The organism is Sphingobium estronivorans (assembly GCF_008692605.1).
GTDB lineage: Bacteria > Pseudomonadota > Alphaproteobacteria > Sphingomonadales > Sphingomonadaceae > Sphingobium > Sphingobium estronivorans.
In genome coordinates this window covers 164640-181669 of the sequence record NZ_LFCT01000004.1, presented here as the reverse complement: position 1 = coordinate 181669, position 17030 = coordinate 164640, and the positions used below count along the sequence as shown (strand labels likewise).

The 17030-nt window shown below is 64.9% G+C and carries 20 protein-coding genes; 5 read left to right on the top strand and 15 right to left on the bottom strand.

Features of this window, described 5'->3' with window-relative positions:
- The 9 genes from F7P65_RS04895 to F7P65_RS04855 form a co-directional block, all read right to left on the bottom strand.
- A complete protein-coding gene (locus tag F7P65_RS04895) occupies positions 1 to 1485 on the bottom strand; it encodes a M56 family metallopeptidase (RefSeq protein WP_150290634.1) in 1485 nt (494 codons plus the stop codon).
- Positions 1482 to 1850, bottom strand: a complete 369-nt coding sequence (locus tag F7P65_RS04890; RefSeq protein ID WP_150290633.1) for a BlaI/MecI/CopY family transcriptional regulator — start codon at positions 1848 to 1850, stop codon at positions 1482 to 1484. The genes F7P65_RS04895 and F7P65_RS04890 overlap by 4 nt, the downstream gene beginning before the upstream one ends.
- Before the next feature lie 323 nt (positions 1851 to 2173).
- Positions 2174 to 2506 carry a Grx4 family monothiol glutaredoxin gene (gene grxD, locus F7P65_RS04885; RefSeq protein WP_150290632.1) on the bottom strand — a complete coding sequence of 111 codons (333 nt, stop codon included), beginning with the start codon at positions 2504 to 2506 and terminating at the stop codon, positions 2174 to 2176.
- A gap of 57 nt (positions 2507 to 2563) precedes the next feature.
- Positions 2564 to 2797: a BolA/IbaG family iron-sulfur metabolism protein gene (locus tag F7P65_RS04880; protein WP_150290631.1), complete on the bottom strand. Its 234-nt coding sequence runs from the start codon at positions 2795 to 2797 to the stop codon at positions 2564 to 2566.
- Between the two features lie 18 nt (positions 2798 to 2815).
- Positions 2816 to 3133 (bottom strand): DUF1476 domain-containing protein, encoded by a 318-nt coding sequence (locus F7P65_RS04875; protein WP_150290630.1) that lies wholly within the window; start codon positions 3131 to 3133, stop codon positions 2816 to 2818.
- A 57-nt stretch (positions 3134 to 3190) separates the two neighbouring features.
- The gene (leuD, locus tag F7P65_RS04870) at positions 3191 to 3799 is read right to left on the bottom strand and encodes a 3-isopropylmalate dehydratase small subunit (RefSeq protein WP_150290629.1); all 609 of its coding nucleotides are present in this window, start codon (positions 3797 to 3799) and stop codon (positions 3191 to 3193) included.
- Positions 3800 to 3908: 109 nt separating this feature from the next.
- On the bottom strand, positions 3909 to 5363 hold the full coding sequence (gene leuC, locus F7P65_RS04865; protein ID WP_150290628.1) for a 3-isopropylmalate dehydratase large subunit: 1455 nt from the start codon (positions 5361 to 5363) through the stop codon (positions 3909 to 3911).
- A 103-nt stretch (positions 5364 to 5466) separates the two neighbouring features.
- The gene (locus F7P65_RS04860) at positions 5467 to 6153 is read right to left on the bottom strand and encodes a glutathione S-transferase family protein (protein ID WP_150290627.1); all 687 of its coding nucleotides are present in this window, start codon (positions 6151 to 6153) and stop codon (positions 5467 to 5469) included.
- 251 nt (positions 6154 to 6404) lie between these two features.
- On the bottom strand, positions 6405 to 7997 hold the full coding sequence (locus F7P65_RS04855; protein ID WP_150290626.1) for an isocitrate lyase: 1593 nt from the start codon (positions 7995 to 7997) through the stop codon (positions 6405 to 6407).
- Positions 7998 to 8145: 148 nt separating this feature from the next.
- Between F7P65_RS04855 and F7P65_RS04850 the strand changes: the two genes are divergently transcribed.
- Positions 8146 to 9543, top strand: coding sequence for a helix-turn-helix domain-containing protein (locus tag F7P65_RS04850; protein WP_150290625.1), 1398 nt, complete (start codon positions 8146 to 8148; stop codon positions 9541 to 9543).
- A gap of 33 nt (positions 9544 to 9576) precedes the next feature.
- On the opposite strand, the gene F7P65_RS04845 is transcribed toward F7P65_RS04850, so the two are convergent.
- From F7P65_RS04845 to F7P65_RS04835, 3 genes are all read right to left on the bottom strand, one after another.
- On the bottom strand, positions 9577 to 10185 hold the full coding sequence (locus F7P65_RS04845) for a hypothetical protein (protein ID WP_205451925.1): 609 nt from the start codon (positions 10183 to 10185) through the stop codon (positions 9577 to 9579).
- A 110-nt stretch (positions 10186 to 10295) separates the two neighbouring features.
- The gene (locus tag F7P65_RS04840; RefSeq protein ID WP_150290624.1) at positions 10296 to 10499 is read right to left on the bottom strand and encodes a hypothetical protein; all 204 of its coding nucleotides are present in this window, start codon (positions 10497 to 10499) and stop codon (positions 10296 to 10298) included.
- A gap of 47 nt (positions 10500 to 10546) precedes the next feature.
- Positions 10547 to 11485, bottom strand: a complete 939-nt coding sequence (locus F7P65_RS04835; RefSeq protein WP_150290623.1) for a right-handed parallel beta-helix repeat-containing protein — start codon at positions 11483 to 11485, stop codon at positions 10547 to 10549.
- A gap of 140 nt (positions 11486 to 11625) precedes the next feature.
- Here F7P65_RS04835 and F7P65_RS04830 point away from each other — a divergent pair, with 140 nt between their 5' ends.
- Both F7P65_RS04830 and F7P65_RS04825 read left to right on the top strand, forming a co-directional pair.
- Positions 11626 to 13113 carry an ABC transporter substrate-binding protein gene (locus tag F7P65_RS04830; RefSeq protein ID WP_150290622.1) on the top strand — a complete coding sequence of 496 codons (1488 nt, stop codon included), beginning with the start codon at positions 11626 to 11628 and terminating at the stop codon, positions 13111 to 13113.
- A 19-nt stretch (positions 13114 to 13132) separates the two neighbouring features.
- Positions 13133 to 13555 carry a DUF4112 domain-containing protein gene (locus F7P65_RS04825; protein ID WP_150290621.1) on the top strand — a complete coding sequence of 141 codons (423 nt, stop codon included), beginning with the start codon at positions 13133 to 13135 and terminating at the stop codon, positions 13553 to 13555.
- A gap of 5 nt (positions 13556 to 13560) precedes the next feature.
- Here the strand turns inward: F7P65_RS04825 and F7P65_RS04820 are convergent, their stop codons facing one another.
- Together F7P65_RS04820 and nadC are read right to left on the bottom strand one after the other, a co-directional pair.
- Complete coding sequence (locus F7P65_RS04820; RefSeq protein WP_150290620.1) at positions 13561 to 14265, bottom strand: ribonuclease T2 family protein; 705 nt, start codon at positions 14263 to 14265, stop codon at positions 13561 to 13563.
- Positions 14258 to 15121 (bottom strand): carboxylating nicotinate-nucleotide diphosphorylase, encoded by an 864-nt coding sequence (gene nadC, locus F7P65_RS04815; RefSeq protein WP_150290619.1) that lies wholly within the window; start codon positions 15119 to 15121, stop codon positions 14258 to 14260. The genes F7P65_RS04820 and nadC overlap by 8 nt, the downstream gene beginning before the upstream one ends.
- Before the next feature lie 88 nt (positions 15122 to 15209).
- On the opposite strand from nadC, the gene F7P65_RS04810 reads away from it, so the two are divergent.
- A complete protein-coding gene (locus F7P65_RS04810; RefSeq protein WP_150290618.1) occupies positions 15210 to 15533 on the top strand; it encodes an ArsR/SmtB family transcription factor in 324 nt (107 codons plus the stop codon).
- A complete protein-coding gene (locus tag F7P65_RS04805; RefSeq protein ID WP_150290617.1) occupies positions 15530 to 16015 on the top strand; it encodes an SRPBCC domain-containing protein in 486 nt (161 codons plus the stop codon). The genes F7P65_RS04810 and F7P65_RS04805 overlap by 4 nt, the downstream gene beginning before the upstream one ends.
- A 23-nt stretch (positions 16016 to 16038) precedes the next feature.
- On the opposite strand, the gene nadA is transcribed toward F7P65_RS04805, so the two are convergent.
- Positions 16039 to 17025 (bottom strand): quinolinate synthase NadA, encoded by a 987-nt coding sequence (gene nadA / locus F7P65_RS04800; RefSeq protein ID WP_150290616.1) that lies wholly within the window; start codon positions 17023 to 17025, stop codon positions 16039 to 16041.
- Between the last annotated feature and the right edge of the window lie 5 nt (positions 17026 to 17030).

Below are 17030 nucleotides of genomic sequence, written 5' to 3'. Positions count from 1 at the left end.
CTACTCCTCCCCATCCATCTGCGCGATTTCCCTGTCGAGGTCACGCAGCACGTCGGCCCTGATCTTGTCCGACATCCTGGCGGCGGCGGCGACCTGCGCCCGTGCGGCGATCAGTCCCGCGCGGGCAGCGCGGTGGGCCTGCGCGGAAATCTGCGCTTCGCAGATGCGGACGCGGATATGGCGTTGGCCATCGGCATCCACCGTCTCCCGCCGGGTCACGTTCCTGCCGTCCTCGCAGCCATTGGCGACATCGACATGCGGCACCATCCGGCGGATTTCGGCATCGGTCGGTATGGCGCGCGACCAGCCCTCATCACGCACGCCGACCGGCGGGATGGGCGGAACCGGCGGCGCGGGCGGCGCCATGTCGGCGGCGGGCAACGGAGGCGCTGGCGGAGCAGGAGGCGCCGGCGGCAGGCTGTCGGCTTCCGCCGCCACCTTGACAGGCGAAGCGGGTTGGGGCGTCGACTGCCTTTCAGGCACCGCCATCTCACTGGCGGAGGCGGGCTGCGCGACCAGATCGGTCAGGCGGCCGAAATCCATCGAATCGACCTTGCCGGTCATCGCCGCGACCTGCTGCACCGCGCGGCTGCCCGAGGCCGTCAGGACCAGGCCCGACACAATCAGCAGAGCGACCGCCGCCATGCCCCAACTGATCCGGCGCAGCGACATTTCATGGGCAGACAGCATTTTCAGCCTCCCTTTGAACGCAGTGATGCGATTGAGATGACAGGCCCCGGCGAACTGGCGCCCACCGGCGGCCTTCAATATGGCGCGGCCATAGACATGGGCCTGATCCTGCCCGTAAAGCGCCAGCACGCGCGCGTCGCAAGCCTGTTCCTGATCGGCCCGATAGGCGCGATAGGCGATCCAGGCGATGGGATTGCACCAGTGCAGACCAAGCAGCAGCAACGCGGCCATATTCGCGGCCAGATCGCCACCCTGATGATGGGCGCGTTCATGGGCGATCGCCATGGCCTGCTCCTGACTGTCGAAGCGCAGGACGAAATCGGCGGGCAGCACGACATAAGGCCGCAGCACCCCGAAAGCGAGCGGTCCGCCCGCCTGGGGGCTGGTGACGATGCGGAGGCGTCCGTCCTCTCCGATGGGCGTCGCACCCGTCAGGATGAAGCGGCGGAAGCGCACATAGCCCACCGCCTGCACCGCGAGGAAGAGGACGACGCCCACCAGCCAGATCGATGCGCCGATCTCCAGCCAGGGGATGCTCGATTGGGGCTGGATTGCCAGTGCAGGCGCCGCGTCGAGCAAGCTCGGAAGCCCCGCCTGCTCCGCCGCCCTGTGCAGGGGCGAAGGGCTGGCGACTTCCTGCGGCAGCGCGGGCAGCGCCATGCGCGCCAGAGGCAGCGCCCACAGCCAATAGGCCGCCCCCGCCCCCAGCCAGCGTGCCACCGGTCGCCGCAACAGCATGACCAGCGCCATCAGCAGGGTCGTGGCAATCAGCGTTTCGGCGATCCAGACGCTCATGATTTCAATCCTCTCAGGATTTCCTCAAGTTCGGCGATATCCTCAGCCGTCAACTGGTCCTGGCTGGCGAGTTGGGCCACAAGCGGCGAGACGCGCCCGCCGAACAGACGGTTCACCAGCCGTCCCGACTCACTGGCAACATACGCCTCTCGCGCGACAAGCGGGCGATATAAAAAGCGGCGGCCGTCCTGATCGGCGGCGATGACATCCTTCGCCATCAAGCGGGACAACAGCGTCTTGACGGTCTGGACGCTCCAGTCGCGTCCGGCGGCGACACGTTCCGCCACATCGGCGGCCGTCTGGGGCGCGCGTTCCCACAGCGCCTCCATCACCACCAGTTCCGCTTCGCTGATCTTTTCGGTCATGGCGCGTTCAACCCAGGGACTCGACAACTACAGATGTAATCGCATTGACTACGCCTGTAGTCAAGAAGCCAGGCGCGCACTGTCGGCATCTTTTACGAGGCGCGCTGCCGTTGAAGCCGCATTAACCCTCGCAGGAACGGATTTTCGGTCTTTCCCGAAGCTGGCACGGGGCTTGCGACGCTTGGAGCGTTCCCAAGCCGTTCAACGATCCGGGAGGATGCAGGCACCAGTCTCCGCCGCATCCTCCCACCCGGCTTTTCATCCCACACAAAAAAAGCGGCCCGGAATACCGGACCGCTTGTCTTTGCGGATCTCGAACCGTCTCAGTTCGCCGGAGCGACACCCTGATCGGTCATCAGCTGGTGCAATTCGCCGGCTTCATACATTTCCATCATGATGTCGCTGCCGCCGACAAATTCGCCCTTCACATAAAGCTGCGGAATGGTCGGCCAGTCGGAAAAGGACTTGATCCCCTGCCGCACGCCCTGATCCTGCAAGACGTCGACGCTTTCATAGGCGACGCCCAGATGATCCAGGATCGCTACCGCCCGGCTGGAAAAACCGCATTGCGGGAAGAGCGGCGTGCCCTTCATGAAAAGCACGACATCATTGCTGTTGACGATTTCGGCGATCCGCTGCTGCACGGCGTCGGTCATTCTATGGTCCATTCCTGTCAGGCGCCATGCAAGGGCGCACACTATGTCTGATCGCGGTTAGTTGGGAACGGCGGTCGTCAGTTGCAAGGCATGGAGCACGCCGCCCATGCGCCCGCCCAGCGCCGCATAGACCGCCCGCTGTTGCGCGATGCGGCTCATGCCCCGGAAGCTTTCCGCCACGACGCGCGCCGCATAATGGTCGCCATCCCCGGCAAGGTCGGTGATCTCGACCTCCGCATCGGGGATCGCGGCGCGGATCATCTCCGCAATGTCATCGGCAGCCATCGGCACGGTCAGGGGTCCTCGTACTTATTCGATGAACATGCGGCGGGCGATGACCTGCTGCTCGTCCAGCGCGGCGCGGACATCGGCCTCGTCAATCTCGACGCCCGCCTGGGTCATGTCGCCCACCAGCTTGCGGATGACGTCCTCGTCGCCCGCTTCCTCGAAATCGGCCTGCACGACGGCCTTGGCATAGGCGTCGGTTTCTTCCGGTGTCAGGCCCATTTTCGCCGCGGCCCACTCACCGAGCAGACGGTTGCGCCGCGCCTGGATGCGAAACTGCATCTCCTGGTCGTGCGCGAACATATTTTCAAAGGCCTTTTCGCGGTCGTCGAAGGTCGTCATGCCTGTGCCCTGTAAAGAAATTGGATCGTTTCGTCCGAAATAGGAAGATCGGGCCGCTTACGCAACGGCGGGAACGAGCCATGGCCGCGCTCCGCCGTCCCTGGCCTCGAAAGCGCTGATCGTATCCGCCTGCCCCAATGTCAGGCCGATCTCGTCCAGACCGCCCAGCAGGCAGTGTTTGCGGAAGGGATCGATCTCAAACTGGAAACGGTCCTGGAACTGCGTCGTGACGGTCTGATGCTCCAGATCGACATGGATCGGATCGGGAGTGCCATTGAGCCCCTGGGCCACCTCCATCAGCCGGTCGATCGCTTCCTGCGGCAGCACCACGGTCAAAATGCCGTTCTTGAACGCATTGCCGGAGAAAATGTCCGAGAAGCTCGGCGCAATCACCACCTTGATCCCGAGGTCCGCGAGTGCCCAGGCGGCGTGCTCGCGGCTGGAACCGCAGCCGAAATTGTCGCCCGCGATCAGGATCGGGCTACCGGCATATTCGGGATCGTCGAAGACATTGCCCGGTTCCTTGCGCAGCACTTCGAACGCGCCCTTGCCCAGCCCTGAGCGGCTGATCGTCTTGAGCCAATGCGCCGGAATGACGATATCGGTGTCGACATTCTTCATCCCGAACGGATAGGCCCGGCCGTCAACGATATTCAGCTTTTCCATCAATGCGCCTGCTTGATCTGGAAATGGGACTTTTCTTCCGCGCGCCCCAGGGTTGCCGCCATGGCGGCACTCGCCAGCGCACCCAGCGCCAGCAGCCAGAAAACCTTCTTCATGCGACCATCTCTCCCCTTTTTTCACCCATCAGTTCGCGCACGTCCGTGAGGTGTCCGGTGATCGCGGCGGCAGCGGCCATGACGGGCGAGACGAGATGCGTCCGCGAGCCCGGCCCCTGACGGCCCATGAAATTGCGGTTGCTGGTCGAGGCGCAGCGCTCGCCCGCTGGCACCTTGTCCGGGTTCATGCCAAGGCAGGCGGAACAGCCCGGCTCACGCCATTCGAAACCGGCGTCGGTGAAGACGCGGTCCAGCCCTTCGGCCTCGGCCTGGCGCTTGACCAGACCCGAGCCGGGGACGACCATGGCGTGCTTGATGCCGGCGGCAATATGGCGCCCCTTGAGCAGATCGGCGGCGGCGCGCAGATCCTCGATCCGGCTGTTGGTGCAGCTGCCGATGAAGATATGCTCGATGGCGACATCCTCCATCCGCTGACCGGCGGTGAGGCCCATATAGTCGAGCGACTTCTGCGCGGCGGCGCGCTTGGAGGCGTCGGCAAAGCTCTCTGGATCGGGGACAACGCCCGTCACCGGCACGACATCCTCGGGGCTGGTACCCCAGGTGACATTGGGAACGATTTCGGCCGCGTCGATCACGATGGTCTTGTCGAACACCGCGCCTTCGTCGGTCGCCAGCGTCTTCCAATAGGCGACGGCGGCATCCCATTCGGCGCCCTTGGGCGCCATCGGACGACCTTCCAGATAGGCGAAGGTCTTTTCATCGGGCGCGAACAGGCCCGATCGCGCGCCCGCCTCAATCGACATGTTGGCGACGGTCAGGCGACCTTCGATCGACATGTCGCGGAAGACGGAGCCGCGATATTCCATGACATAGCCAGTGCCGCCCGCCGTGCCGATGCGGCCGCAGATCGCCAGCGCCACATCCTTGGGGGTGACGCCGAAGCCCAGTTCGCCCTCGACCACGACTTCCATCGTCTTCGACTGCTTCAGGAGCAGCGTCTGGGTGGCGAGCACATGCTCGACCTCCGACGTGCCGATGCCGAAGGCCAGCGCGCCCAGCGCACCATGCGAACTGGTATGGCTGTCGCCGCACACCAGGGTCGTGCCCGGCAGGGTGAAGCCCTGTTCCGGTCCCACGACATGGACGATGCCCTGTTCGACGTCCGCGTCACCGATCAGGCGGACGCCGAATTCCGGCGCATTGCGTTCCAGCGCGGCGAGTTGCTGCGCGCTTTCGGGATCGGCGATCGGGATACGGTTGCCCGCCGCGTCGCGTCGCGGGGTCGTGGGCAGGTTATGATCCGGCACCGCCAGCGTCAGGTCGGCCCGGCGCACCTTGCGCCCCGCAAGGCGAAGCCCCTCGAACGCCTGCGGCGACGTCACCTCATGGACAAGGTGGCGGTCGATGTAGATCAGGCAGGTTCCGTCAGGACGACGCTCAACGACATGCGCGTCCCAAATCTTCTCATACAAGGTGCGGAGCTGGGTCATAGCCCTCCCCCTAGACCCAGACAGGACAGCGGAAAAGGGGGAAAGCGGCCAATATTTCCTGTTTTCGCCGATAGCCGCCCTGGGATCGCGCAGCGCCAGACACTTATACGGCCCGATGATCCTCGATTATGCGACCAGCCGCGCCGACCTCCGCTTCATGGCTGTCCTCGCGCCATGTTTCGGCCAGCGCCGCTGCTTCCCATTCGCGCAGCGCAGGCAGCGCCAGCATATGATCGACCCAGGCCATGGCGACCGGGCCGACGTCCAACCCGTAGGTCCGCACCCGAAACACCACCGGCGCATAAAAGGCATCGGCGGCGGTGAAGGCCGACCCGCCCAGAAACGGCCCGCCGAACCGGGACAACCCCTCGCCCCACAATTCAACCAGCCGGGCAATATTGCGGTTGAGGGCGGACGAGGGCAGATGCGTTTCCACCCGCACACCCACATTCATCGGGCAATCGTTGCGCAGCGCCGCAAAGCCGCTGTGCATTTCGGCAACGGCACATTGCGCCCAGCCCCGCGCGGCTTCGTCCTGCGGCCAGACAGCGGGGTGACGATCCGCCAGATACAAGGTGATGCCGAGCGAATCCCACGCTGTCCGGTCGCCGTCGATCAGCACAGGCACCTGTCCCGTAGGCGAAAAATCGCGGAAGGCCGCATAATTTTCGGCGGCGGCGAACGGCTCGATCCGGTCGGTGAAGGGGATGCCGAGCGCCTTCATCAGCACCCAGGGGCGCAACGACCAGCTCGAATAATTGCGGTTGGCGGTGATGAGGGTGTAGGGCATCGGCTTCTCCCCTGGCTGCAAGACGCATGGAGGATAGACGTCTCCGCATCGGGACAAAAGCCGGAACGGCCGAGGGCTTCACAAGCTGCGCTTATGAAAAAAACGGCCCGGAGCGTGCAATTCCGGGCCGTCCAGTCCTTCCACCCTGAGGCGGGGCATGCACCCCCGCGACCAGATCTCGTCAGCAGCTTTCAAGCCGCAAACCGGTTCCCCCGCAGCCTTTAGACTGCAAATTGGTTCCCCCGCAGCCTTTAGGCTGCAAATTGGTTCATCGTGTTGTGGACGCCGCCGGCCTTGAGCGCGGCTTCACCCGCGAAATATTCCTTGTGGTCGTCGCCAATGTCGGAACCCGACATGTTCTGATGCTTGACGCAAGCGATTCCCTGACGGATTTCCTTGCGCTGGACGCCCTCGACATAGCCGAGCATGCCCGCCTCGCCGAAATAGTCCTTGGCCAGATTGTCCGTCGACAAGGCCGCCGTGTGATAGGTCGGCAGGGTGATGAGATGATGGAAGATACCGGCCCGCGCCGCCGCATCCTTCTGGAAGGTGCGGATCTTCTCATCGGCTTCACGACCCAGATCGGTCGCGTCATAATCGGCGCTCATCAGCTTGGCGCGATCATAGGCGCCGACATCCTTGCCTGCCGCGGACCAGGCGTCGAAGACCTGCTGGCGGAAGTTGAGCGTCCAGTTGAACGACGGCGAGTTGTTATAGACCAACTTCGCATTGGGAATGACGTCCCGGATACGGTCGACCATGCCCGCAATCTGTTCGATATGCGGCTTTTCCGTCTCGATCCACAGCAGATCCGCGCCGTTCTGGAGCGAGGTGATGCAGTCGAGAACGCAGCGATCCTCGCCGGTTCCGGCACGGAACTGGAACAGGTTCGACGGCAGGCGCTTCGGGCGGAACAGCTTGCCGTCGCGGGCCAGAACGACATCGCCGCGCAGGGTGGTGATGTCGGTGACCTCCTCGACGTCGAGGAAGCTGTTATACTGGTCGCCCAGATCGCCATCTTCCTTGCTGTAGGCGATCTGCTTGGTCAGACCGGCGCCCAGCGAGTCGGTGCGCGCGACGATGATGCCGTCGTCGATGCCCAGTTCTAGGAAAGCGTAGCGGACCGCGCGAATCTTCGCGAGGAAGTCCTCATGCGGGACCGTGACCTTGCCGTCCTGATGACCGCACTGCTTTTCGTCCGAGACCTGATTTTCGATCTGGATGCAGCAGGCGCCCGCTTCGATGAACTTCTTGGCCAGCAGATAGGTCGCCTCGGCATTGCCGAAGCCCGCGTCGATGTCCGCGACGATCGGGACGACATGGGTTTCGTAATTGTCGATGTCGTGCTGAATCTTCTGCGCCTTGACTTCGTCACCGGCTTCGCGGGCGGCGTCGAGGTCGCGGAACATCATGCCCAGCTCGCGGGCGTCGGCCTGCTTGAGGAAGGTGTAGAGTTCCTCGATCAGCATCGGAACGCTGGTCTTCTCATGCATCGACTGGTCGGGCAGCGGACCGAATTCGCTGCGCAGCGCGGCGACCATCCAGCCGGACAGATAGAGATATTTGCCCTTGGTCGTGCCGAAATGCTTCTTGATGCTGATCATCTTCTGCTGGCCGATGAAGCCGTGCCAGCAACCCAGCGACTGGGTGTAGTTGGCCGGATCGGCGTCATAGGCCGCCATGTCGCGGCGCATGATGCCAGCGGTGTAGCGGGCAATGTCGAGGCCGGTGTGGAAACGGTTCTGAAGGCGCATGCGGGCGACCGATTCGGGCGCGATGCCGTCCCAATGGCCCTGGCCGCCAATGGTCGTGCCGGCCTTCGTGATTTCCTGGCTGTAGGTCATGAGCGTCGATTCCATCCAATGAGAGGCGAACTGATGGAGCCGGTTTACGGGGCTGTCAGCGGGTGCGGCAGAGGGCGCGAAGTTCAGTTGTAGAAATTTACAAGATTTGCGTGTAAAGTTGTAAAGGCTGCACAGGAGCGCTTTACAGATGGCCAAGGATCGTCCGGTTTACATGGGACCACGCCTGCGCAGGCTGCGGCGCGAACTGGGACTGACCCAGGCCGACATGGCGGCGGACCTCGAAATTTCCGCCAGCTATGTCGCACTGCTTGAACGCAACCAACGCCCCCTGACCGCCGACATGCTGCTCCGTCTCGCCCGCACCTACAAGATGGACATGAGCGAACTGGCCGGGGATGGCGGCGCGGAGCACACCGCCCGGTTGCAGGCCGTGCTCAAGGACCCGATGTTCGCGGACATCGACCTGCCCGCGCTGGCGACGGGAGACGTCGCGGTCAATTATCCGGGAATAACCGAGGCTTTGCTGCGGCTGCACACGGCGTATCGCGAGGAGCAACTGGCACTGGCCGACAAGGGCGTGGATCGTCAGCATGTCATCGAAGCCCCCGACCCCGTGGCCGAATCGCGGCGTTTCCTGGGGGCGAGGCGCAACAGTTTTCCGCTGCTGGACGATGCGGGCGAGAAACTGGCGGCGGAGGCCGAGGCTGCGGGCGGCCTCGCCGGATGGCTGAAAACGAAACATAATCTGCGCGTGCGGCGGCTCCCGACCGAGGTGATGGCGGGGTCGATGCGGCGGCTCGATCGCCATCGAGACGCGGTGCTGCTGGACGATGCGCTGGATGGGGCGAGCACCGCCTTTCAACTGGCGCTCCAGATCGCCTATCTGGAAATGCGCCGCGATTTCGAGGCCTTGCTGAAGGACAGCCAGTTCGCCAGCGAAAGCGGGCGGCGGCTGACACGCCGGGCGCTCGCCAACTATGCGGCGGCGGCGATCCTGATGCCCTACGGCCCCTTCGCCAAGGCGGTGGAGGCGCGGCGCTATGATGTGGAGGCGCTGGCCCGGCAGTTCGGCGCCAGTTTCGAACAGACCGCGCACCGGCTGACCACCCTGCAAAAGCCGGGGCAGGAACGCGTGCCCTTCTTCTTCCTGCGGGTGGATCAGGCGGGCAATGTCAGCAAGCGGCTGGACAGCGCCGGCTTTCCCTTTGCGCGCCATGGCGGCTCCTGCCCGCTCTGGTCGGTGCACCATGTTTTCGAACGCCCGCGCGAGGTGCGGACCCAATGGCTGGAACTGCCCGACGGCCAGCGCTTCTTTTCCATCGCGCGGACGGTGACGGCGGGCGGCGGCGGCTGGGCCGCGCCCCGGATCGAGCGCGCCATCGCGCTGGCCTGCGCCGCCGAACATGCCCACCGGCTGATCTATGCGGCGGGATCGACGCCTGGGGAGCCGACCCCCATTGGCGTCACCTGCCGCCTTTGCCACCGCAGCCAGTGCATGGCCCGTTCCGCGCCGCCGATCGGCCGGGATATGCTGCCGGACGATTTCCGGCGGACCCATGCGCCCTTTGGCTTCGCGGACGGATGAAGGGTGCGCCGACCCGCTCGCGCCTTCGTGGCTTCAGCGCGGATCGGAACGGCGCGCATCGTCCTGCCGGAGCCGTGAAACCGGGGGCGCCATGCGATGGTCCACCGGCTCATGCACCAGATCGTCGAACAGCGCGCGATAATGGATCATCGCCCGGCGCAAATCTTCGGTATCCGCCTCGCCCCGCGCATGGCGGACGGCGATGTCATGAGCGGTCCGGTAATTCTGGACGACTTCGGGATGATCCACGGACAGATCGGCCGAGCGCTGTTCGAAATCGGAGATGGGATAGCCCCGCACCTCCATCACTTCGGTCAGCAACGCATCGGCCCGCGACACCGCGCCCTGCGGATCGTCGACGAATTGCGCCTGCACCCGCACCCAGGCATCGGTGAAGGCGTCGGCCTGCGGCGGCGACAGCGGGCGGATCGTGAACGCCGCGACCCGTTTTTCGCGCTCATGCAATTCGGCCTCGGCCTTGCGCGCGCTGCCGGCCATTTCGACGGTCCGCCCATATTCCGGTCCGAATTTGGCGCGAAGATCGGCGCGGCGGCGGTTGTTGACGATCATGATCGCGATCGCCACGATCAGAACAAGGGCCAGAAGCGCCAGACCGACTTCCAGCGGGGTCAATGTGACCATGGCATCTCTCTCCTCGCGGCCTCAAACCCAGCCGCCATCGGCGCCCGCCGCCCATGCCGGATCAAACCGGCTTCGGCGGGGTTGGTTCCGGCTGCGGAGGCGGGAGGACGCTAACCCTCGATGAGATCGAGATAAGCCACCACATCATTGTCGGTGGCGAGGAACAGGCCGTCCTGCACATCCTGCGGCTGTTGCTCCGCGATCGCCAAAGCCTCGTTCAGCGGGCCGTAGAAGAGCGTCGTCGCCGCGCCGCCGCCATCGGCGTCGCTGAGGTAATAAAGGCGGACGGTCGCCGAGCTGTAGGTTGTGCGCATGGGCCGGATTATCGGCCTGTGCACGAAGGGATGCAAGCACGCCCGGCTTAACGCCGGTCCGAAACCTTGATCCCGGTGGCGAGACGGTTCGGGCCGATCCTCACCGCATCGTCGGTGAAATTGGCGACGAAGCTGCTGCTGCGCTGCAAGCCCGGCACGAAGGACGCGCTGTTATGGGCGATCGTCAGGCCCGCGCTGTCCTGCTCCCGGCCTTCGGGCGCGACGGTGATGAAGGCGCTGTAATTATCCTTATCCTTGCCCTGCACCATTTCATTGCCGCTGATCGTCCCGCTCGCGCCGTTGGACAGGTCGATCATATAATTGGTGAGGCGCCCCGCACTGTCGTCGAAGCTGTTGTCGGTAATGGCCACCCGGCGGGCGCGGGTTTTCAGATAATGGCCGCCATCGCCCTGATCGAAGCGCGAACGGGTGACGGCCAGACTGGCATAGCGGCCCGTGTAAATGCCGTGCGCACAGGCGAGATCGCGGTCGCAGCGGCCCAGATGGCGGAAGGTCGATCTGTCGATGCGGATGCCGTTGCCCGGCGCATCGCCGGTCAATATGCCTTGCTCACTGTTGCGGAACAGGCTGTTGGTGACGGTCAGGTCGCCGCTTTCGAGCCGGATGCCCGCGCCATTGCCGTCGGGGACGCGCAGATTCTGGAAGATCAGGCCGTCGACCGAACTCGCGCGACCGCGCAGCACCAGCGCCGCCTTCTGTTCGCAGGCCACCCCATCGAGGATCGCGCTGCCGGGCTGTTGCGCGCGGATGGTGACGTCGCCGCCCTGCTGCACCGCACATTGGGCGTAACGGCCCGGCGCCACGATGACGGTGCCGCGACCGTCGCCGATGGCGCGGATCGCCTCATTGAGCGTCGCATAGCTGCGTCCGCTTTCCGCCACGGTGAAGGGCGACGCCACGCCCTGCGCCAGCGCAGTGGCCGTCACGGCGGCGGACAGCAGCAAAATGGTCGAAAAGACGCGCATAACCAAAGTTATAGGCATGTTGCGCAGTCCGGCCAAGGCGGACTCATGGTTAACAAAAAGCTGTTTCGCTATGGGACATTGCGGTGGAAGGTGATGAACGGTTGGCGGGAATGCAGATGCGCGTTAAGCCCTGTAAGGACATGTCCTTGCCACTTCCCCGCAACGCTTTCGCCTGTTTCGCCCTGCTTGGCGCAGCCCTCGGCGGCTGCTCGGACGAGGGGAGCGGGCCGGTGACGGTGAGCGTCGTCGGCACGCCCGCCGATTTCGCCAAACCTCTGGACTATCTGCCCGATCCCGGATCGAAGCTGTTCCTGGAGGCAACGGCGCAGGGACTGGTCGCCTTCGACGCCAGCGGGGAGATCCTGCCCGCCCTCGCCCAGCGCTGGATCGTACAGGATGAGGGGCGCAGCTATATTTTCCGCCTGCGCCGCGCCTTCTGGCCCGATGGAAACAAGGTGACGGCGAAGGATGTCGGGCGGATATTGATGTCGCGCATCGACATGCTGCGGCGGCTGGACCCGGACGGACCGCTCGACGCGGTGCAGGATGTGGTGGCGATGACCGGAGAGGTGATCGAAATCCGGCTGGCCGCGCCCCGGCCCTATCTGCTCCAGATGCTGGCCCAGCCGCAAATGGCGGTACTCTCGCGCGACGGCGGGACCGGTCCCTATCGGCGGCTGGCGCAGGGCAAGGCGCTGAAGCTGGTGCCGGTCGAGCGGGCGACCAACGAATCCGGCGACGAACTGCCGGTGCCGGCCTGGCAGACCCGCATCCTGCGCGCCGAGCGGCCCGCGCTCGCCATCGTGCGCTTCCAGCAGGGCAAGGCGGCGCTGGTGCTGGGCGGACGCTTTGCCGACCTGCCGCTGCTCGTCCCGGCGGGGGTGGATCGCGACGATGTACGGATCGATCCGGTGCAGGGGCTGCTGGGGCTGGCAGTGATGGGCCAGAATGGGGACAGGGCCAAGCTGCTGGACGATGACGGCGTGCGGCGGGCGATCAACATGGCTATCGATCGCAGCCAGTTGCCGGTCATGTTCCCGGTCGGCGGCTGGGCCACAACCGAACAGATCGTGCCGGGACAGATCGACCTGCCGGGGCCGCCCGCCGCGCCCGACTGGACCGGAATGGCGATGGCGGACCGCTGGGCGCAGGGCCAGGCGGTGATTAAGCGCTGGCGCAGCGAGCATGGCGATCCGCCGGCGCTGCGGCTGGCGCTGCCCACCGGACCGGGGGCGACGATGCTGTTCGGGCTGGTGCGGCACAATCTCGGCACCATCGGCCTGGCGGTGGAGCGGGTGGCGCCGGAAGAGGATGCGGACCTGCGGCTGGTCGATGAGGTTGCGGCCTATGACAGCGTGCTCTGGTATCTGGGGCGGATCGGCTGCGCGCGGAAGGTGCATTGTTCGGCGGAGGCCGAGGCGGCGTTGCAGGCGGCCAGCCTGGCCAGCACGCTGGACGAGCGCATGGCGCGCGTGGCGCAGGCCGAGGCGCTGATGCAGGCGCATAATGGCTATATCGCGCTGGGCGCGCCGGTCCGCTGGTCGCTGGTGGCGCGGCGGCTGACCGGCTTCACCGCATCGCCGCGCGCGCGGCACCCATTGAACCATCTGTTCAAGAGCACCAACTAGGCGTTCTGGAGGACATGGAATGCCGATTTCGCAGGAGCAGTTCGATCGGGTGATGCGCGACATGCCGGGCTTCGGACGCGATCCGGCTTCGATACGCAAGCGGATCGAGGCGATGGAAGCGCTGCTGGAGGGGCTGTTCGTGATCCCCGGCACCCAGCGCCGGGTCGGGCTGGACAGTCTGGTCGGGCTGATCCCGGTGGTGGGCGATTTCGCCACGGCGGCGATGGGCGCGTGGATCATATGGGAAGCGCGCAATCTGGGCATGTCGAAATGGCAGCTGACCCGCATGGCAGCCAATGTCGGTTTCGACACGCTGGTCGGAGCGATCCCCTTTGCCGGCGATATTTTCGACTTTCTCTACAAGTCGAACACGAAGAATCTGCGGATCATCCGCAAGCATCTGGATCGGCATCATCCCTCGACCGTGGTGATCGACGGATAAACGGTTCAGACGGGCGGAGCGATCTTCAAGACCGTTCCGGGTCTGACGCCGCCCTGATGCGCGGGGCATCGGGTGTAGCGCATCCTGCGGTCCATGCAGAGCCACACCTCGCTCAGCCAGTTGTCGCGGGTGGCGGCGATCCGCATCATGTCGGCGCGCAGACCCTTGTTGGCGGCGGCGAAGGCTTCGGCAAAGGCGCGGGCGGTGACTGTGGGACGGCGGGCGAGCGCCTTCATGTCGGGATAGCGCAGCGCCTGATAATAGTGGCGCGACAAGGCGAAGAAGCGATCGGGCGTGGTCGGCATGCAGCTACCGTGCTTCACCCATTCATGCTGGATCAGCTGCACCGAAGGCGTCGAGCAGAGCTGCTGGCGGATCACGGCGCGCGGCAGCGGCGCGGCGGCCTTGCAATATTGCGGCCACGGCTTGCCATAACCGTCGGGCCAGAGACCGTGCAGCGTGAAGCCGAAGCGGCCGTTGCGGCCGCCGCACTGGAAATCGTCCTTCCGTCCCCGTGCGCCGGCGCAATATTGCGGCGACCAGCTGATCGCCAGGGTGTAGCTGCCGATCGGCAGGACGCGGCGCGGCTCCCCCGCTGTTGGGCCTTCGGCGCGGGGACGGGGAAGTTGCTCGGGGATGCTGCACTGGGCGGGCTGCGCCAGCGCGGGCGCCGGAACGGCGAGCGCCAGCAGCAGCAGCGCGCTACGCATAAGCGAAGTCGAGCCCAATGTCGGCGGCAGGCGCCGACTGGGTGAGGCGGCCGACGCTGATATAGGTGACGCCGGTATCCGCCTTGGCCCGGATGGTGTCGAGCGTGACACCGCCCGAAGCTTCGGTAGGCACCCGCCCGCCGACCAGCGTGACCGCGCCGCGCAGCGTCGGCGCGTCCATATTGTCGAGCAGCAGATGCGTGGCTCCGGCGGCCAGCGCGGGTTCGATCTGGTCGACGCGGTCGACCTCCACGATGATGCTGGCGATCCCGGCGGCGGCGGCGCGGCGGGCGGCTTCTCCGACCGATCCGGCGACGGCGACATGATTGTCCTTGATCATCGCCGCGTCCCACAGGCCCATGCGGTGGTTGGTCGCCCCGCCCATCCGCGTCGCATATTTTTCCAGCACGCGCAGGCCCGGAATGGTCTTGCGCGTGTCCAGCAGGGTCGCGCCCGTGCCCAGGATCGCATCGACATAGGCGCGGGTCATCGTCGCGATGCCGGTCAGATGCTGGACGGTGTTGAGCGCCGACCGCTCGGCGGTGAGCATGGCGCGGGCCTTGCCCCGGATGCGCATGATGTCGGTGCCTGCGGACACGCGATCGCCATCCTGTTTCAGCAGCTCGATCTCCACATCCGGGTCGAGCGCGCGGAAGAAGGCCATGGCGATGGGCAGCCCGGCCAGCGTCACCGCGTCGCGGCTGTCCATCACACCGTCGAACATCGCATCGGCGGGAATCACCGCCTCGCTGGTGACGTCGCGGCCCTCCGGACCGAGATCCTCGGCCAGCGTGGAGGCGACAAAGGCGTCGAGATCGAAGCCGGGGAGCGAAAAGGCGGAAGAATCAGCGGTCATGATCGAGCGATTTGGCACAGTCGCCAGCCGGTTGACAGTCCTTCCTTTAATATATAGCCTAATAGCTATATAGATAGAGAGCAATGTTTTGCAACACGCCCAACTGGACCGGATTTTCAGCGCCCTGGCCGATCCCACGCGCCGGGCGATCCTGAACCGTCTTGCCAAGGGTGAGGCGACGGTGAATGCATTGGTCGAACCATCCGGCCTCAGCCAGCCAACCGTGTCGAAGCATCTGAAGATATTGGAGCAGGCGGGTCTGGTGTCGCGGGGTCGCGCCGCACAGACGCGCCCGGTGCGGCTGGAGCCAGCACCGCTCAAGGCCGCGGCTCAATGGCTGGGCGATTATGAGGCGTTCTGGAACGCCAGTTACGACCGACTGGAAGCCTATCTGAAAGGAGAGGAAAGATGAGCGCCGAACCCGAAACCGTCCGTGAGATTTTCATCACCCGGCTGATCGATGCCCCCGCGCATCTGGTCTTCGCCGCCCATGCCGATCCGGTCCATGTCAAACGCTGGTTCGGGCCGGTCGGCTGGCCGCTTACCAAATGCGAGATGGATTTTCGCGTCGGCGGGCGGTTTCGCTTTCAGATGACCAGCGATGAAGGGGAATTGGGACCGCCCTTTGGCGGGACCTATCTGGAGATCGTGCCCAACAGCCGCATCCGTTACGACAATCGTTTCGAGGCGCCGGGATCGCCGGTCATGGTGACGACGATCAGCTTTGACGAGGATGAGGAGGGGCGGACGCTGCTGACCCATCACACCGTCTTCGAAAGCAAGGCGATGCGGGACGATTATCTGGGCCAGGGCTTCGAGGATGGGACGAACAGCGGACTGGATCAGCTGGAAGAAGTGGTGCGCGAACTGGTGGCGGAAACGGGCGGGGGCTAAAAAGCCCCGCCCACTCCTGAACATCACCGGTTGCCGAGGTCGCCCTGCCCCACGGTGCCGCTTGCCATTTCGAGCATCCGGTCGAGGCTCTTCTTGGCGCCGAGGCGCAGTTCCTCGTCCATCTCGATGCGCGGCTGGAGATCGCGCAGGGCCAGATAGAGCTTCTCCATCGTGTTGAGCGCCATGTACGGGCAGATATTGCAGTTGCAATTGCCGTCCGCGCCGGGCGCGCCGATGAAGGTCTTTTCCGGCACCGCCTTCTGCATCTGGTGGATGATGTGCGGTTCGGTGGCGACGATCAGCGTGTCGCCGGACATAGTCTTCGAGAATTCCAGAATGCCGCTGGTCGATCCGACATAATCGGCGTGATCGACGATATAGGGCGGGCATTCCGGGTGCGCGGCGATGGGCGCTTGCGGGTGCTGGGCCTTGAGCTTCAGCAATTCCGTCTCGCTGAACGCTTCATGCACGATGCAGACGCCCGGCCAGAGCAGCATGTCGCGACCCAGCTTGCGCTTCAGATAGCCGCCCAGATGCTTGTCGGGACCGAAGATGATCTTCTGGTCCCTCGGGATCTGCGCCAGGATCTTTTCCGCCGAGGAGGAGGTGACGATGATGTCGCTGAGCGCCTTCACCTCCGCCGAGCAGTTGATGTAGCTGAGCGCGATATGATCGGGATGGGCCTCGCGGAACGCCTTGAACTGCGCGGGCGGGCAGCTGTCCTCCAGCGAACAGCCGGCATCCATGTCGGGCAGCACCACGATCTTTTCCGGCGAGAGGATCTTCGCCGTTTCCGCCATGAAGCGCACCCCGCAAAAGGCGATCACGTCCGCGTCCGTCTCCGCCGCCTTGCGCGAGAGTTCAAGGGAATCGCCGACGAAATCGGACAGGTCCTGAATTTCCGGCTTCTGATAATAATGGCCCAGGATGACGGCATTGCGCTCCTTGCGCAGCCGGTCGATCTCCGCGCGCAGGTCGATCCCCTGCGGGATGGTGGTCATTGCAGTCATATGCC

Coding starts and splice junctions, on each gene's coding strand:
- F7P65_RS04895 (WP_150290634.1), bottom strand. CDS start 1,485: ATGAGCGTCTGGATCGCCGAAACGCTGATTGCCACGACCCTGCTGATG.
- F7P65_RS04890 (WP_150290633.1), bottom strand. CDS start 1,850: ATGACCGAAAAGATCAGCGAAGCGGAACTGGTGGTGATGGAGGCGCTG.
- grxD (WP_150290632.1), bottom strand. CDS start 2,506: ATGACCGACGCCGTGCAGCAGCGGATCGCCGAAATCGTCAACAGCAAT.
- F7P65_RS04875 (WP_150290630.1), bottom strand. CDS start 3,133: ATGACGACCTTCGACGACCGCGAAAAGGCCTTTGAAAATATGTTCGCG.
- leuD (WP_150290629.1), bottom strand. CDS start 3,799: ATGGAAAAGCTGAATATCGTTGACGGCCGGGCCTATCCGTTCGGGATG.
- leuC (WP_150290628.1), bottom strand. CDS start 5,363: ATGACCCAGCTCCGCACCTTGTATGAGAAGATTTGGGACGCGCATGTC.
- F7P65_RS04860 (WP_150290627.1), bottom strand. CDS start 6,153: ATGCCCTACACCCTCATCACCGCCAACCGCAATTATTCGAGCTGGTCG.
- F7P65_RS04855 (WP_150290626.1), bottom strand. CDS start 7,997: ATGACCTACAGCCAGGAAATCACGAAGGCCGGCACGACCATTGGCGGC.
- F7P65_RS04850 (WP_150290625.1), top strand. CDS start 8,146: ATGGCCAAGGATCGTCCGGTTTACATGGGACCACGCCTGCGCAGGCTG.
- F7P65_RS04845 (WP_205451925.1), bottom strand. CDS start 10,185: ATGGTCACATTGACCCCGCTGGAAGTCGGTCTGGCGCTTCTGGCCCTT.
- F7P65_RS04840 (WP_150290624.1), bottom strand. CDS start 10,499: ATGCGCACAACCTACAGCTCGGCGACCGTCCGCCTTTATTACCTCAGC.
- F7P65_RS04835 (WP_150290623.1), bottom strand. CDS start 11,485: ATGCGCGTCTTTTCGACCATTTTGCTGCTGTCCGCCGCCGTGACGGCC.
- F7P65_RS04830 (WP_150290622.1), top strand. CDS start 11,626: ATGTCCTTGCCACTTCCCCGCAACGCTTTCGCCTGTTTCGCCCTGCTT.
- F7P65_RS04825 (WP_150290621.1), top strand. CDS start 13,133: ATGCCGATTTCGCAGGAGCAGTTCGATCGGGTGATGCGCGACATGCCG.
- F7P65_RS04820 (WP_150290620.1), bottom strand. CDS start 14,265: ATGCGTAGCGCGCTGCTGCTGCTGGCGCTCGCCGTTCCGGCGCCCGCG.
- nadC (WP_150290619.1), bottom strand. CDS start 15,121: ATGACCGCTGATTCTTCCGCCTTTTCGCTCCCCGGCTTCGATCTCGAC.
- F7P65_RS04805 (WP_150290617.1), top strand. CDS start 15,530: ATGAGCGCCGAACCCGAAACCGTCCGTGAGATTTTCATCACCCGGCTG.
- nadA (WP_150290616.1), bottom strand. CDS start 17,025: ATGACTGCAATGACCACCATCCCGCAGGGGATCGACCTGCGCGCGGAG.